The following is a 14,715-nucleotide window of genomic DNA, read 5'->3' as shown; positions in this document are numbered from 1 at the left end:
GCGTATTTCAGGAAGCGCTGCCGGAGGCCGCCTCTTGGTTGTCGGGCTCGGAGTACACCGCGCCCAAGTGCGGTACCTCAAGCGGCTCGTCTTTGCGTGCGGCCGCGATGGCGCCACTCAACAGCGGTGCCAAACCGGCGAACGACCCGACGTCGAACAACATCAGGGTCAGCAGACGGTTGTGCACATAGGCCAGGGAGCTGCCGGTGTCCGGGTCGGCCCACCCGACGGTTCCGCCCAGACCGATGTGTCCGTACCCGGGCAATAGTCCTGGGACCGGCGATGATTGGAAGCCCTTGTGGTAGGTGAACGGGATACCGAGGTTGAGGTCCGGCGTCAGATCCGATTTTCCCTTCAAGCCGTCCACCAACTCCGACGACAGCAGCCGCGTCCCCTCGATTTCACCGCCGTTGGCGATGGCGGCGTACACCTTGGCCAGGGCACGTGCGGTGACGACGCCGTTGACCGCCGGGACCTCCCCGTCGAGGAACGGCATGTCGCCCTGCAGCAAGGAGAAGATGCCGGGGAAGTAGATCGAGCCGAGCAGGCCGGAAAACGACAGCCCGGCGATCTTGGGCGCGACGAAGTCGAGCACCGGGGTCGGGAAGTTCGTCTGCGGCAGCAGCGTCTGGGCCGGGGTGGTCGGGGCGTCGGCCGGCGGGCGGCCCAGATGCAGGCCGTCGGTGTCGAGCGGTAGGGCCAACTCTTCGCGGAACAGCTCACGCATGCCTTTGCCGGTCACCGCGCGGGCCAGCCCGGACAGCAGCCATCCGTAGGTGATCGCGTGGTAGGCCATCTTTCCGTGCTGGGAGTCCAGTGGCGCGTCGGCCAGCCGTGCCTCCATCCCCAGGTGATCCATGATCTCGTCTTTGCCGACCCCCTTGAGGTGGGCCAGGCCGGATCGGTGCCGCAACACGTCGTTGACGGTCACCGCGGCCTTGCCGTTGAACCCGAACTCCGGCCAGTACTCCGCGACGGGCACGTCGTAGTCCAACAGCCCGCGGTCGACCAGTCGGTGAATTACCGTCGCGGCCAACCCTTTGGTCGCCGAGAACACCATCGCGCCGGTATCGGCCGTCCAGGGCACCTTGCCGTCTCGATCGGCAAATCCGGTCCATACGTCGACGACCTGGACGCCGTCGATGTACACCGAGAGCGCCCCGCCGCCGAACTTGCGCGCGGGGAACAGCGCGGAGAACGCTTTGATGGCTGCCCCGAATCGTGAATCGCAGGCGCCTTGCACGCCGGACGGCAGGCCATTGTCAGGGGTGAGGACAGACGCGTTCGCCATGGATGAATGATTGCGCCCGGAGTGTGCCCGGCGCACGGGAATGACGATTTACGGGGTCAGCTGCTTTGCCACGACGGGTCCCGGCCGAGGCGGCCCAGCAGCCTCGACTGAGTGTCTGCGTCCTCGGGGACGGCGACGGGCGCCGCGAACATCCCGGACGCCTTCAGGGCGTCGGGATCGGTTGGCAGTTGCGCCAAGAAGACCGCGCACCAGGCGGGGTCCAGCGTGTCGTCCGCTCCGACCGCCCGGGCCAAGTCCCAGGTATGCACCAAGACGTCCTGCGTCAGGCGCGGGAGAAGCTTGCCGGCATCCAACTGCGTCGCCGGGTTCTTCTCGACCGCCGGCACCGAAACGACCCGCTCGAACAGTTCTCGATCGCCCAATGCCTGCTTGAGTTGCTGGTAGGTCAGTTGCCACCGCTGCCGCGGGTCGGCACGGGGGCGTTGGGGCTTGCGCCCCAGCGGCCGCAGCAGCAGCACGTCGTGAAAGCCGATCACGTGCTCGAGCACATCCCTGGCCTGCCAGCCCGCGCACGGGGACCGGCGATCCCATTTCCCGTCCGCCGCCAGCACCACACGACCAAACCGCCGGCACACCGCCAGGTGCAGCTCGCCCGCGTCGGCGGTCATTTGAAACTCAGCTGTCCGACCGCAACAGCCTTCCCACCAGGGAGCGGTTCGGGTCGGCCTCGCGCTCGGCCAGCATCAACGCGATGCCCTTCTCGACTGCGGCGGCGGTGTGCTCGCGGATCTTGCGGGCCACGGTGTCGTCGCCTTCTTGTCCTTGGAACTCCTTGGTGGGGATCGGTTCGCCGAACCAGTAGTACTGCCGTTCCGGACGCGGCACCGGCGTCAGGCCGACACCACGGACCACCGGCGGGGCGTCCGGGGTGCCGAGCAGCTTCCCGGCGAGGAAACCGACCGGCGCGAGCAGCTTGGAATCGCTGTCGAGCAGGATGTCGATGCCGTGTTCGGCCCCCACCGACGCGAACGGCACAATCGGATAGCCGTGCTGAATTGCCAAGCGCGCGAACCCGAGTCGGTTCTTCCACACCAGCTTGTATTGCTCGTTGCGGCGCTTGTTGACCTCGCGGCCGCCGCCGGGGAACACCATGACGAGCTCGCCGCGTCGCATCAACTCCGAGGTGATCTCGCGGGTGCCTTCGACCACGCCCATCCGGGTCAGTGCGTCTCGCCACCCCGGCACCTTGAAGTGGGCGTGGTCGCCGAGGGAGCGAACCATCCTCCCCCGCTCCCACAACTCGGCGGCCAGCAACGGCGCGTCGACCATGCCCAGCGTGTTGTGGTTGCCGACCAGCAAGGCCCGCTTCTTGGGCACGTTCTCGATGCCGTAGACCTTGGGCTTGACCACCTTTCGTAGGGGCTCCATGAGTCGCAGCGCCGAGGCGACGTCGGCTTTGCTGGGCGCGGGCGGAACGGTAAGGGTGTCGGCTTGACTCACAGGGTGAGTATGCACGCGCCGCAGCGGGCAAGGGTAGGGTACGCGGCAGTCCTAGTCAGGGTTGTTCAGCGATTTCACCAGGGAGTTGGGCATGTCGGGTCGGAAGTATTCGTTCGAGGTCACCAAGACCAGTAGTGCGCCTGCGGCGACGTTGTTCCGGCTCGAGACTGACGGCGCCAACTGGTCGAAGTGGGCCAAGCCGATCGTCATCAGTTCAAGCTGGGCGCGCCAAGGTGATCCGGCGCCGAGCGGCATCGGGGCTGTTCGCAAGGTAGGCGCGTGGCCGGTGTTCGTGCAGGAGGAGACCGTCGAGTACGAGCAGGACCGGCGCCACGTCTACAAGCTGGTGGGACCTGCCCCGGTCGACGACTACCTGGCCGAGGTGGTCTTTACGCCGAATGCGGCCGGCGGCACCGACATCCGGTGGAGTGGCTCGTTTGTCGAAAAGGTGCGCGGGACGGGTCCGCTGGTAAAGGCCGGGATGGGCGGCGCGGTCCGCTTCTTCGCGGGCAAGTTGGTGAAGGCCGCCGAACGCGAGTCGGGTGGATAGCGTCTAGCCTTGCGGCCCAAGGGGTTTCGGTGCCGTCACGGGCAAACCCCTTTGGTGGGGTCGTCGACGCACTTTTGAACTTGCAGTGAGTGGGTAGTGGTAGGCCTTGCGGGGTCGCCGCATCCGCCCGCCGCTTTCGTTGTGATGATCGATCCGGCCAGGTTCGCCGGAGCGAACGTGTAGACCAGGTCCGCGGGGGCGGTTCCGCCGTTGGGGCACGTCCAGCCCGCGCGGTCGGTGCGGTTGATGGTCCACGAGCCGCCCGGGGGCTTGCTTACCGGTGCGCCCCAGGTTTTGGGGGTCGTCACCCAGCCTGTGCAGTTGCCCGCGGGATCACATGTGGTTTGGAAGGTCAGGATCGTGCTCAGCAGATTGGAACGTGAGCCATCGACGACGGCGAAGTAGTGGCCGTTGAGGCTGTCGTCGGCCAGGGCCGGACCAGCCGTCGCGACCGCACAGCCGACGACGGCGAGGATCGCGGTGGGGAGTAACCGGACGATGCGCATGGTGGTTCCATTTTGCACAGCGAACTCCCAGTTGTCGCGCATATCCGAAACTATTAAGCTGGGCTAAGTGATTGACGCTGTCATCGCGGGTGGCGGTCCCAACGGGTTGATGCTGGCCTGCGAACTGGGCTTGGCCGGGATCCGGCCGGTGGTGTTGGATCCCCTGTCCGGCCCCAACCCGCAACCACGGGCCAACGGCATTGTCGGCCAAGGAGTTCGGATCCTCGACCACCGCGGCCTGTACAGTGCGCTCGGCAGGGCGGCTGAGCGTCCCCAGCTCGCTCCGCGGGCAATGTTCGCGGCCTTTGCGCTTGACCTCGCCCTGAATCCGGATTCCCAGCTGTTCATGCTCCCGATCCAGCAACCCAGACTCGTCCAGCTGCTTGCGCAGCGGGCCGGCGAATACGACGTGGACATTCGCTGGGGTCACACGCTGAGCGGTTTCGACCAGGACGACGACCACGTGACGGTGCAGGTCAACGGTCCCGACGGCGCCTACGAATTGACGGCCAAATATCTGATCGGCGCCGACGGTGGCACCAGCGTGACCCGCAAGCTGGCCGGCATCGACTTCGCCGGCATGTCGTCGTATGACGTGGTCGCCTGCGTGGGTTTTGACGTGCTGCCGCCCGCCGAATGGATCGATCCGGTCAGCGGCGGGCTCGACGTGCCCGGGTTTGGCCGCGTCCCGCCCCTGCAGTTCCACCGCGTCGAGCATGGTGTTTTCGCGTGGGGCGCGCTCGGCGGTCGGGCGGCGGTGATCGCCTTCGAATTGGACAGCACGGCCCGGGAACAGCCGGATGAAGACATCGGCGACGAGGTGCCCATGAGCCTCGCCGAACTGGAGGCCACCGCCAAGCGAGTGCTCGGCGCGGACGTGCCGCTGCGTGCCGCGTCATCCGGGGAGCCGTTGGATCTGCGCCGGTTCCGCGGCCTCAACTCACGGATCGCCTCCCAGTACCAGGTGGGCCGGGTGATTCTGGTCGGCGACGCCGCGCATGTGCATTCGCCGATGGGCGGACCCGGTCTCAATCTGGGTTTGCAGGATGCGGTGAACCTGGGCTGGAAGCTGGCGGCCGTCCTCAACGGGCGCGTCGAGCCGACGGTGCTGGACACCTATGAGGCCGAGCGCCGGCCCGCTGCCGAGCGGGTCGTCATGCACAGCCGTGCCCAGCTGGCCCTGGTCCGGCCCGGCGCGGAAGTCACCGCCCTGCGCCAGCTGTTCGCCGAGTTGATCACTGATCCCGAGATGGTCCGGCGGCTCAGCGACCTGCTGTCCGGAGCGGAGAACCGCTATGCCGCGAGCGTCGACGCGCACCCGCTCGTCGGGCGCTGGGTGCCTGACTTCGCAGTCGAAAACGCTTGCGGGACAACGCGGGTAGCGGAACTCGCCCGCGCCGGGCGGCCTCTGCTCATCGATCTCACCGAGGGCTCCGTGGTGGCCGCCGCGGTGGCCGGCATCAACGACCAGCTCACCGTCGCGGCCGGACACCCGGTCGGCGATGTGCCGGCGACCGCGGTCCTGGTGCGTCCTGACGGTTATGTGGCGTGGGCGTCGTCGGCGGACGGGCCTGGCCCTGACGAACTGTCCGAGTTGCGAGGTGTACTCAGGCGGTGGTTCGGCATCTGAGCCGCTATTTCGACGCGATCTCGTCCTGATACTTCTGGGTCATGTGCGCGACGGCCTGATTCTGCGACTCCGCGAGGCCTTGACGGGCCTCGCTGGCGCGTGCGGCGGCGTCCAGCGTCGGCTGCGCCTGGCCCTGGAAATGCGGCATGACTTCGGCAGCGAACAATTCGGCCGACCGTTTGGTCGCCGCCGGATTGGCCCACTCGTGGCCCATCTGCAACATGCAGCCGAACCCGCCGGACTGATCCCACATCCGCTGCACCTGTGCCCGGGCCCGCTCGGGCGTGCCGATCACGCCCGCGCCGTTGTCGTTGATGACGTCGATCATCTCGTCGAGCTGCTCGCCCGGCATGGTCATTTGCGGGAACGCGGCCACCTTTTGGAAGTACCGGAACCAGGGTTCGAGGCCGAACTTCACGTCTTCGCGCGCTTGCTTTTCGGTTTCGGCGATATGGAAGGGACCGACCAGGCTCCAGTTCCTGCGATCGACCTTGGTGCCGAACGCGGCGGCGCGCTCTTCGACGATGTTCCAGTGATATTGGAGCGCGTTGAAGCCTTCGATGGTCAGGGTCGCCCCGATGGACAGCAGGCCGATGCCGTGCTTGCCGGCCAGCCGCGCGCCCGTCGGCGAGGCGACTGCGGCCACCGCTAGCGGGACTCCGCCTTCGGAGTGGGGAGCCAGCTGCAACTTGGCGTCGATGAGCTCGTGCGTGGGGGTCTTGGCGCTCACCGTCTCCCCCGCCAGCAGCCGGACCAAGATGTCGAGGTTGGTTTCCAGCAGCTCGCGGGTATCGGTGGGGGTCAGTCCAATCATCGACGAGTCGCTGGGCAGCGAGCCCGGGCCCACCCCGCCGATCACGCGACCGTGGGTGAGGTGATCCAGCATCATCAACCGGTCGGCGACCCAGAGCGGGTTGTGATAGGCGAGCGAGATGACCCCGGTGCAGAGCTTGATCCACTTGGTTCGTTCCGCGGCGGCGGCAATGAAGATCTCCGGCGAGGCGATGAGCTCGCTGCCGGCGGAGTGATGCTCGCCGATCCAGGCTTCGTCGAACCCGAGGGCGTCGAGGTGTTCGACGAACTCCAGGTCGCGCTGCAAGGCGAGCGTCGGGTTGGTGCCGGCCCGGTGGAACGGGGCGATGAAATAACCGAACCTGAGCTTGGCCATGACGGTTCCCCTTGCAGTCGAGTTGCGCAGAACCCTAACCCTAGGCCGCGCCTGGCGATGGATCGCGGCCAGCCGCCGCAAACGTCGCGAGGCCGTTGGGTTGAGGGGAGCAACCCAATGGCCTAGCAGATGTGGGTGGTCAGCAGCCGCCGGGGACGACGACGCAGTTCGTGAGCACGGCGGTGTGAACGCCGGTCCCGTTGGTTGCGGCGGGCGGGGTGCTGGGGAGCGCGGGCGTCCCGTTGACCGAAGCCGGCGCGGGCGCCGACGCGGTCACGCTGTCAACTGCCGCGACGCCGCCGACTGCGATCGTCAGAGCCAGCGCGGCGGCACCACCGACCATCGCAGCTGCTTTCCTGATTCCATGTCCAGTCATTGCACTCTCCCTTCGTGGTTCAAAGATTGTTGCCGATGAGTAAACAGTATGCCTATGCAACTGTTTCTACAAGGGGGACTTGCGTCACACGCGTGCCCAATAACGCGTTGGGGCTACCGCCGTGTTCGTGGCGGTAGCCCCAAGGCGGGATGTACCCAAGGCGGGATGTAGTGGTGTTCAGCCCTCTTTGGTGATCAACTTCCGCAGCGCCACGCGGTCGGGCTTGAGCAGCTCGGCGATGCGCGGGTGGTTGACCTCGGCGACGATGATCTCGCCGACCTCCGGGTAGACCTCGCTGAAGATGCCGTGCGACTTCATCTTCTCGGTCTGATAGAGGTTGTCCTCTGTCGGCGTCACGTAGTACACCGCGTCGGCTTTGAAGCGGTGCACCAGCCAGAGGTGGATCAGCGTCATCAACCGCTTCTGGCGCAGCTTTTCGGCGAACGTGTTCTGGTCGCGCACCTGCAGGATGCTGCGGCCGTGCCGGTCCTTGATCGGGTCGACGACGACGTTGGCCAGTTGCTCGTCACCGCTGCCGTAGATGCCGAGTTCGAGGACGTCCGAGCCGGCGCGGCGGGGCCGCAGCGTCACAAGGAGTTTCTCGCCGAGCTGGTAGTGGTCGCTCCACAGCGCCAGCCACTCCTCCAGCAGCTTCTTGGGCACCTCGGTCTGGACCAGGTGCTGGTGCTGGGTCGAGCCCTTGCCCATCGACTTGGTGGTCGCGGTGCGTCCCGACGAGGCAGCCAGCGCCGCGTCGCTGCGCGGCCCACCGACCAGGGTTTGCGGTGTCCGGTAGGGCGACTCGACCAGGCGCATCTTGCGCTGCAGGCGCGCCAGCGCCAGCATGCCGTCCTGCCTCAGGTTGGTGGCGAACTCCTCGGAGGCCACGCCGTCGATCTGGTGTCCGCCGTAGGTGATGAAGTTGAAGACGAAGCCCATCTTGCCGAGTTCGGCGGGGAACTGCTTCATCTCTTCGTCGGTCATGCCGGTGGTGTCCCAGTTGAACGACGGCGAGAGGTTATAGGCCAGCATCTGGTCCGGGTACACGGCGTGGATGGCCTCGGCGAACTCCCGGGCATCGGCGAGGTCGGCGGTCTTGGTCTCCATCCAAAGGATGTCGGCGAACGGCGCGGCGGCCAGCGACTTCGCGATCGCGTACGGGATGCCGCCACGGATCTGGTAGTAGCCCTCGGGGGTCTTGGTCAGCTCGCAGTCCCATGGCGGGTCTACGCCCAACTCCTTGGCTTTCGCCCGTGCGGTGTACAGCGAGGCCCGTGCGGAGAAGGCACGCCACTCCTCGGGGCTCATGTCGGCCGGCTCGCCTTCGCTCTGGTCGAATTCGAGCACCTCCGCGACGGCCTCGGAGTAGGTCATCACCCCGGCGTCGTCCTCCCAGGCGGCCACGAACCGCGACTCGACTTGGTCGAAAAGGTCGTCGACGGAAGCTTTTTCGTTCTCCCGCCAGGTATTGACGGCATCGGAGATCACACCCATGATGCCCTGCCGCTCCAGCCACGCGTTGGCTGTCACGTACTCACCGTCGGACAGTGCGTAGAGCAGATGGCCGTTGAGGTCCTTGACGCCCAGTTCGTAGAAGCGCCGCACCATTGCCAGGAAGCACGCCTTGTAGGCGGGAACCTTGAGGTTGGTGGCTCCGAGCAGGAACGGCTGGTCCCGCTCGTCGGCGCGGCTGTCGATCAGGTTGGCCGCCTCGGCGTCGGTGCGCGCGACAATGATGCCGGGCACCCGCATGATGTCGAGCTGGAAGCGCGCGGTGTTGAGGCGCTTGATCTGCTCGTCCGAGGGCACCAGCACCTTGCCACCCTGGTGGCCGCACTTCTTGGTGCCCGGACGCTGGTCCTCGATGTGGTATCCCGGCACGCCCACTTCGACGAAGCGCCGGACCAGGTTGCGCACGTGCGGATCACCGCCGTGCCCGGTGTCGGCGTCGGCAATGATGAACGGCCGGAAGTCGATTGCCGGGGTGGTGGCCCGCTGCTGTTCGCTCATGTGCAGCCGCAGGTACTGCTGATTGCGGTCGGCGGTCAGCAGTGCGCGCACCAGTACCGCGGCGTCGTCGGGCACCTGGCTCAGCGGGTAGCTGGCCAGGTCGGGTCCCGGGTCTTCGGTGGTGGACCCCTTGGCCGAGGTTGCCCAGCCGCCGAGGTAGATCCCCTCGATACCCATCCGCTTCATGCTCACGGCCTGGCCCGGCGAATAGGGCCCGAACGTCGTGATGCTCTTCTTCTCGGCGAACAGTTCACGCAGCCGGTCATAGAAACCCGCCGCCGCGTCCCGTGCCACGGTGTAGTCGGTGGGGATGGTGCCGCGCTGCTCTACTACTTGGCGGGCGGTGTAGAGGCGAATAATCCCGGCAAAGCGTGCGCCGTCGATGTATCGCTGCGTGGCGGCGACTTCTTGTTCGAACGGTGAATGGACCTCAGTGTCCGATTCGATGATGGCCATGGACCTACGCTCCTCTTTCAGCACGATTCCGATGACGCAGAGAGTCTATCCCCGGGCTCCACGGGCGAATCACCGGTCAGCAAAGTGCTTAAACGGCTCGGCTCAGGAGGCTGCCAAACCTGCGAGTAAGGTCAGCGCCGTGCAGCCGGAATTGCGCTTTGACCGTTGGTTTCTTCCCCTCTCGGTGCCCTTGGGCGTGGGTCCCAAGAACAGCGAGTTGCGGGTCGAGGCGGGCAACCTGCACGTCAAGATGGGGTGGGCGTTCACCGCCGACATCCCGTTGGCGTCGATCACGAAGGCCGAGCCGAGCAACGACCGGGTGTACTCGACCGGCGTCCATGGACTGGGGTCGCGCTGGCTGGTCAACGGGTCGCGGAATGGCTTGGTGGCCCTGACGATCGAGCCGCCGGCAACGGCGAAGGTGTGGCGGAAGTCGGTGACCTTGGGCAAGCTGTTGCTCAGCGTGACCGACCCGGATGCCTTCATCGCCGCATGCACGGCAAAGTAGCCCGGCGGCTAACCGCGTCGATGAAGCCAATCCCGTTGACGGCGGACGAATTCCGCGTCGACGACCTTGCCGTGGCCGGGCACGTAGATGGCGTCGGGTCCGCCGCCGGCGAGTACCCGATCCAGCGTCGCCGGCCAGGCCGCCAGATCGGAATCGGCGTCGATGAAGGGGTCGGCGGACTCCTCGACCAGATCGCCGGTGAACACCACGACCGGGCCCGCGTCGCGCGCGATCACGACCAGGTCCGCGGTGGTGTGGCCGCGGCCCGGATGCGTGATGGTCACTGAGCGGTCGCCGAGATCGATTGTGGCGTCCTGGATCTCGTGCTGCGGTGGCCGCAGGGCCGCGATCGCGCGGTCAACCTCGGCGGCGTCCGCGCCGTAACTCAGCGCGTCGTCACGGATCTGGTCGGTGCACGACGACAGGTATTCGGCAACCTCGGGTGCGCAGTACACCTCGGCGCCGGCGAAGCCCGAGGAGCCCAGCACATGGTCGAAGTGCTTGTGCGTCAACACAATATGCGTCACCAGGCCGCCGGTGAGGTGCCGGACGTCGGCATCGATCGCAGCGGCTTCGGTGAGGGTGGTGCCGGTGTCGACGAGCAGCGTTCCGATGCTGCCGCGCACCAGTCCGATGGTGACGTCGCAGAACGGCAGCCGGCAGCGGTGCACGCCGCCGGTCAGCTGCTCCCAGTCGAAATGCACACAGAAAACGTAGCCGCGCGGCCCTGCCGTGTCAGTACGATTCGCCAATGGCGTCGAGATCTTCCCGGGTGATCCTCATCGCGGTCGCTGCCGCCGTCGTCGTGGTCGTCGCGGCGGTCGTGACGTGGCTGCTGGTGCGCGATGAAAAGACGGACCGGCCCGCGGCGTCCGCACCTTCCACCTCGCCGGCGGCGTCGAAGGGCACCCAGGTCATCACGGCGGTAGCGGTCGACGCCAGCGGGCACCCGGCCAACGGTTACCGGGAGGCGCCCGTCACCCAGGCTCCTGGCAACGTCATCAAGGTGTCCGGCTGCAGTGCGTCGCCGGCGGCGGTCGCCGCCGACATCTACTCGTGCGCGCCCACCGCCGCCGGCGCGGACGTGTGCTGGCCCGCGCCACCGGGATCCCTGCTGTGCCTCAACGATCCGTGGAAGCAGGAGCTGCACCGGGTGACCACCGGTCCGCTTCCGCAGGTGCAGCCGACGCCCGCCCCGGCGCCATTTGCGTTGCAACTCGAAGACGGCACGCAATGCCGGCTGCGCAACGGCGGCGCCTGGGGCGGGCGCGATGACGGCCTGGTAGGAGCCTACGGATGCGGCACCGGGAACCCGGTCGTGCTCGTCGAGCAGAGCGCGCACAGTTCGTTGTCGGCGATCGATCAGTCAAAGCCGTTGTGGACGGTCAAGGTTGGTTCGCTCGGTGCCGGCGACGCGCACTTGCCGCCGCCCCAGACGCGCATCGTGACCACGGCCTGGTTCGCCGGCAACGCCGGTGGTGCGTGACACGGAACATGTTCGGATGATCCGCGCTCGGGTCGCGGCGACGGCGTGGTGGTGGCCGCCGGAAGGGGCGGTGGCCGAAGACCCGTACGCTTACGAACGCCCGACAAGGAGAAACAATGCGCGCAGTGGTCATCACCAAGCACGGCGACCCCTCGGTCTTGCAGGTGCAGCAGCGGCCCGACCCGCCGCCGCCGGGCCCCGGCCAGATGCAGATCGCGGTCCGCGCCGCGGGGGTGAACTTCGCCGACCACCTCGCCCGCGTCGGTTTGTACCCGGATGCGCCGAAGCCTCCGTCGGTGGTCGGCTATGAGGTCGCCGGGACGGTCGCGGCCGTCGGCGACGGCGTCGATGCCAGTCGCGTCGGCGAACGCGTCCTGGCCGGAACGCGATTCGGCGGCTACGCCGAAATCGTCAACGTTGCCGCCGCTGACTCTGTGACGCTCCCCGACGCGGTGAGCTTCGAACAAGGCGCCGCGGTCCCGGTCAACTACGCGACCGCCTGGGCCGCGCTGCACGGTTACGGGTCGCTGCGGGCCGGCGAGCGGGTGCTGATCCATGCTGCGGCCGGCGGTGTGGGGACCGCGGCGATCCAGTTCGCGAAGGCTGCCGGGGCCGAAGTGCACGGCACCGCATCACCCGGAAAGCATCAGAAGCTGGCCGAGTTGGGTGTGGACCGCGCCATCGATTACCGCCGCGACGGCTGGTGGAAGGGCCTGGACCCGTACGATTTGGTGCTCGACGCTCTGGGCGGCACGTCGCTGCGACGGTCCTATGCTCTGCTGCGTCCCGGCGGACGGCTTGTGGGCTATGGGATTTCGAACATGCAGCAGGGTGAGAAGCGCTCGCTGCGGACCGCGGCGCCGCAGGCGTTGGCGATGCTGCGCGGGTTCAACCTGCTCGACCAGCTCTCGGAGTCGAAGACCGTCATCGGCCTGAACATGCTGCGGTTGTGGGACGACCGGGGCACGCTCGAGCCCTGGATCACGCCGCTGGCCAAAGCGCTCGACGACGGCACCGCGGACCCGATTGTGCATGCCGCGGTGCCGTTCGCCGAAGCGCCCGAGGCGCACCGGATCCTGGCCGCGCGGGAGAACGTCGGCAAGGTTGTGCTGGTGCCGTAGGCCGAATTGTTTTCGGCACCGCGAATCTGGCTATGTTTGCGGAATGGCAGTTATCGAGACCCGGGAAATCGTCATCGAGGCGACTCCCGACGAGATCCTGAACGTGCTGTACGACATCGAAACGTTGCCCGAGTGGTCCTTTTCGCACAAGAAGGTCGAAGTCTTGGAGCGCGATGACGAGGGTCATCCGACCAGGTCCCGGCAGTTCGTCAAGATCGTCGGCATCACCGATGAGCAAATCCTGGTCTACTCGGTGCACGACGACGGGGTGAGCTGGACGCTGGAAAGCGCCAAATCGCAAAAGGGTCAGACCGGCCGGTACACGCTGACCCCGCAAGGCGATTCCACCAAGGTTCACTTCAGGCTCATGGTCGACCTGACCATCCCGGTCCCCGGATTCCTGGTCAGGCAAGGGGCCAAGGGTGTCATGGACACGGCCACCAAGGGCCTGCGCAAGCGAGTCGAGCAAGTAAAGAGGGGCGGCGAGTAGCCCGCGCCGGCGCGGGTACCTTCTCGCGGCAAAGTCAGGGAGAATCGCCCTATGAAATCCACAACGGCAAGCACAGTCGGCTTCCCCAGGCGGCTCGCATCGTCGATCGCGGCGCCGGCATTGCTGGTGGGGCTGACCGGCTTCGGTGCGCTCGCCACGGCCGAGGCGGCGCCGGAACCCGGACCGTTGACCATCACGAGTCCCGCGTTCGCCGACGGCGCGCCGATCCCGGTGCAATACAGCTGCAAGGGAGCCAATCTCGCGCCGCCGTTGGCGTGGTCGGCGCCGTCGCCCGCGGCGCTGGTCGTCGACGACCCGGACGCTCCCGGAGGCGCGTACATCCACTGGATCGTGACCGGAATTCCGCCCGGTCCGGGCAGCACCCCGGATGGCCAGATTCCCGGCGGCGGAAAGGTTCTGCCGAATTCCAAAGGCCAGGCCTCCTACACCGGGCCCTGCCCGCCGGGGGGTAGCGGCGTGCACCACTACCGGTTCACGCTGTACCAGCTTCCCAACGACTACAAACTGCCCGCCCATTTGGCCGGCGCGCAGGCGGCGCAGACGATCGCCGGTGCGGCAACCGGGCACGCCCAGCTCACCGGCACGTTCGGCTAGGCCATCTCGTCGAGGGCCTGATAGGCCGCGTTGTAGCCGGGGGTGAAGGTGATGCCTGGGCCGCCGTGGCATCCCGCGCCGCCTAGGTAGAGGCCGTCGATCGGAATCGGCATATCGAGAAAGCCTCTGGGCCCAGGGCGGTTGGGGCCCATCAGGTCCGGGTGCAGCAGCCCATGGCAGAAGTCGCCGGCGGGCGCGCCGAACATCGTGTTCATGTGATACGGCGCGAACGTGATGTGGCGGATCATGATGTCTTTGAAGTTGGGCGCCAACCGGGTGATCTTGTCGATAACGCGTTGTGCCATCTCATTTTTGAGGTGCCCATGCTGATCCCGGTCCACCTCGACGGGGAACGCGTACGCGAACGCACTGGCGGCGTGCTTGCCGGGCGGGGCCATCCCCGGATCGTGCACGGACGGGATCTGCATTCCCATTGACGGGTTGTCCGGGATGAGGCCCCGTCGGCAGGTTTCCCACTGCAGCTGTTGCTCCTCCGGAGAGCCGAAGATGCCGACCGACTGTTGCATGCCCTCCTCGTTCAACAGCTCATAGGGCGGCGCGAATTGCGGCAGACCGTCCAGCGCGAAGTGGATCTGCACGAACGACGCGCGGTGATCGCGACCCGACACGCGCGAAACCAATTCCGCCGGAACGTGTTCGGATGCGATGAGCTCGGTGAGCGTGAGGTCGGGCGACAGGTTGGACACGACGATCGGCGCCGTGATCGTCGACCCGTCGCGTAGCCGCACCCCGGTCACGGTGCTTTTGTCGCCGACTTTGCCGACGAGAATCTGTTCGACCTTGCACCGGAATCGGATCTCACCGCCGTGCGAGACGAACATCTCGCGCAGGTGTTCGGTGAGGGCGCCGATGCCGCCCTTGAGCTTGGTCATCATCGCGGTGTTGTTGTCGGGGACCGCCAGGGCGAACGCCAGGCAGGCCGCGCTGCCGGGCGTATACGGTCCGCGGTAGGTGGAGTTGACGGCCAGAAACGCGAGCATTCCCCGCATCACGGCGTGCTTGTCCTTGTCGGGCAGGTAGCGGTCG

General features: G+C 66.9%; 15 protein-coding genes and 1 pseudogene. 7 read left to right on the top strand and 9 right to left on the bottom strand.

Annotation, left to right across the window (positions count from 1 at the left end; all coding sequences use genetic code 11):
• Window positions 1–7 precede the first annotated feature (7 nt).
• Genes VML93_RS13360 through VML93_RS13350 form a run of 3 tightly spaced genes read right to left on the bottom strand, consistent with a single transcriptional unit; the run spans window position 8 to window position 2,680 of the window.
• Window positions 8–1,291, bottom strand: a complete 1,284-nt coding sequence (locus tag VML93_RS13360) for a serine hydrolase domain-containing protein (RefSeq protein ID WP_325611253.1) — start codon at window positions 1,289–1,291, stop codon at window positions 8–10.
• A gap of 56 nt (window positions 1,292–1,347) precedes the next feature.
• Window positions 1,348–1,920 (bottom strand): TIGR03086 family metal-binding protein, encoded by a 573-nt coding sequence (locus VML93_RS13355; protein ID WP_325611251.1) that lies wholly within the window; start codon window positions 1,918–1,920, stop codon window positions 1,348–1,350.
• A gap of 7 nt (window positions 1,921–1,927) precedes the next feature.
• The gene (locus tag VML93_RS13350; RefSeq protein ID WP_325611297.1) at window positions 1,928–2,680 is read right to left on the bottom strand and encodes a lysophospholipid acyltransferase family protein; all 753 of its coding nucleotides are present in this window, start codon (window positions 2,678–2,680) and stop codon (window positions 1,928–1,930) included.
• A gap of 163 nt (window positions 2,681–2,843) precedes the next feature.
• On the opposite strand from VML93_RS13350, the gene VML93_RS13345 reads away from it, so the two are divergent.
• Window positions 2,844–3,302, top strand: coding sequence for an SRPBCC family protein (locus tag VML93_RS13345; RefSeq protein WP_325611249.1), 459 nt, complete (start codon window positions 2,844–2,846; stop codon window positions 3,300–3,302).
• Between the two features lie 35 nt (window positions 3,303–3,337).
• Here VML93_RS13345 and VML93_RS13340 read toward each other — a convergent pair whose 3' ends face one another.
• A complete protein-coding gene (locus VML93_RS13340) occupies window positions 3,338–3,850 on the bottom strand; it encodes a hypothetical protein (RefSeq protein ID WP_325611247.1) in 513 nt (170 codons plus the stop codon).
• A 25-nt stretch (window positions 3,851–3,875) separates the two neighbouring features.
• Between VML93_RS13340 and VML93_RS13335 the strand changes: the two genes are divergently transcribed.
• Window positions 3,876–5,438, top strand: coding sequence for an FAD-dependent monooxygenase (locus VML93_RS13335; RefSeq protein ID WP_325611245.1), 1,563 nt, complete (start codon window positions 3,876–3,878; stop codon window positions 5,436–5,438).
• Window positions 5,439–5,442: 4 nt separating this feature from the next.
• On the opposite strand, the gene VML93_RS13330 is transcribed toward VML93_RS13335, so the two are convergent.
• From VML93_RS13330 to aceA, 3 genes are all read right to left on the bottom strand, one after another.
• Window positions 5,443–6,606, bottom strand: coding sequence for an LLM class flavin-dependent oxidoreductase (locus VML93_RS13330; RefSeq protein ID WP_325611244.1), 1,164 nt, complete (start codon window positions 6,604–6,606; stop codon window positions 5,443–5,445).
• Between the two features lie 139 nt (window positions 6,607–6,745).
• The gene (locus tag VML93_RS13325) at window positions 6,746–6,982 is read right to left on the bottom strand and encodes a hypothetical protein (RefSeq protein ID WP_325611242.1); all 237 of its coding nucleotides are present in this window, start codon (window positions 6,980–6,982) and stop codon (window positions 6,746–6,748) included.
• Between the two features lie 177 nt (window positions 6,983–7,159).
• Complete coding sequence (aceA, locus tag VML93_RS13320) at window positions 7,160–9,448, bottom strand: isocitrate lyase ICL2 (RefSeq protein WP_325611240.1); 2,289 nt, start codon at window positions 9,446–9,448, stop codon at window positions 7,160–7,162.
• Between the two features lie 139 nt (window positions 9,449–9,587).
• Here aceA and VML93_RS13315 point away from each other — a divergent pair, with 139 nt between their 5' ends.
• A complete protein-coding gene (locus VML93_RS13315; RefSeq protein WP_325611239.1) occupies window positions 9,588–9,956 on the top strand; it encodes a hypothetical protein in 369 nt (122 codons plus the stop codon).
• On the opposite strand, the pseudogene VML93_RS13310 reads toward VML93_RS13315, so the two are convergent.
• Window positions 9,931–10,660: pseudogene (locus VML93_RS13310) on the bottom strand (MBL fold metallo-hydrolase). The gene VML93_RS13315 and the pseudogene VML93_RS13310 overlap by 26 nt on opposite strands.
• A 47-nt stretch (window positions 10,661–10,707) precedes the next feature.
• Here VML93_RS13310 and VML93_RS13305 point away from each other — a divergent pair.
• The 4 genes from VML93_RS13305 (at window position 10,708) to VML93_RS13290 (ending at window position 13,668) form a co-directional block, all read left to right on the top strand.
• Window positions 10,708–11,442 (top strand): hypothetical protein, encoded by a 735-nt coding sequence (locus tag VML93_RS13305; protein WP_325611237.1) that lies wholly within the window; start codon window positions 10,708–10,710, stop codon window positions 11,440–11,442.
• Window positions 11,443–11,558: 116 nt separating this feature from the next.
• A complete protein-coding gene (locus VML93_RS13300; protein WP_325611235.1) occupies window positions 11,559–12,563 on the top strand; it encodes a zinc-binding dehydrogenase in 1,005 nt (334 codons plus the stop codon).
• A 43-nt stretch (window positions 12,564–12,606) separates the two neighbouring features.
• Window positions 12,607–13,053 (top strand): SRPBCC family protein, encoded by a 447-nt coding sequence (locus VML93_RS13295; RefSeq protein WP_325611234.1) that lies wholly within the window; start codon window positions 12,607–12,609, stop codon window positions 13,051–13,053.
• A gap of 51 nt (window positions 13,054–13,104) precedes the next feature.
• A complete protein-coding gene (locus VML93_RS13290; RefSeq protein ID WP_325611232.1) occupies window positions 13,105–13,668 on the top strand; it encodes a YbhB/YbcL family Raf kinase inhibitor-like protein in 564 nt (187 codons plus the stop codon).
• Here the strand turns inward: VML93_RS13290 and VML93_RS13285 are convergent.
• Window positions 13,665–14,715: NAD(P)/FAD-dependent oxidoreductase (locus VML93_RS13285; protein ID WP_325611231.1), on the bottom strand; the 1,051-nt coding region annotated here is incomplete at its 5' end. The two genes, VML93_RS13290 and VML93_RS13285, sit on opposite strands and share 4 nt — an antisense overlap.

The sequence above is a fragment of the Mycobacterium sp. genome, assembly GCF_035499775.1.
Lineage (GTDB): Bacteria > Actinomycetota > Actinomycetes > Mycobacteriales > Mycobacteriaceae > Mycobacterium.
The sequence above is the reverse complement of the archived record's forward strand: the minus strand, read 5'-3'. Positions and strand labels throughout refer to the sequence as shown.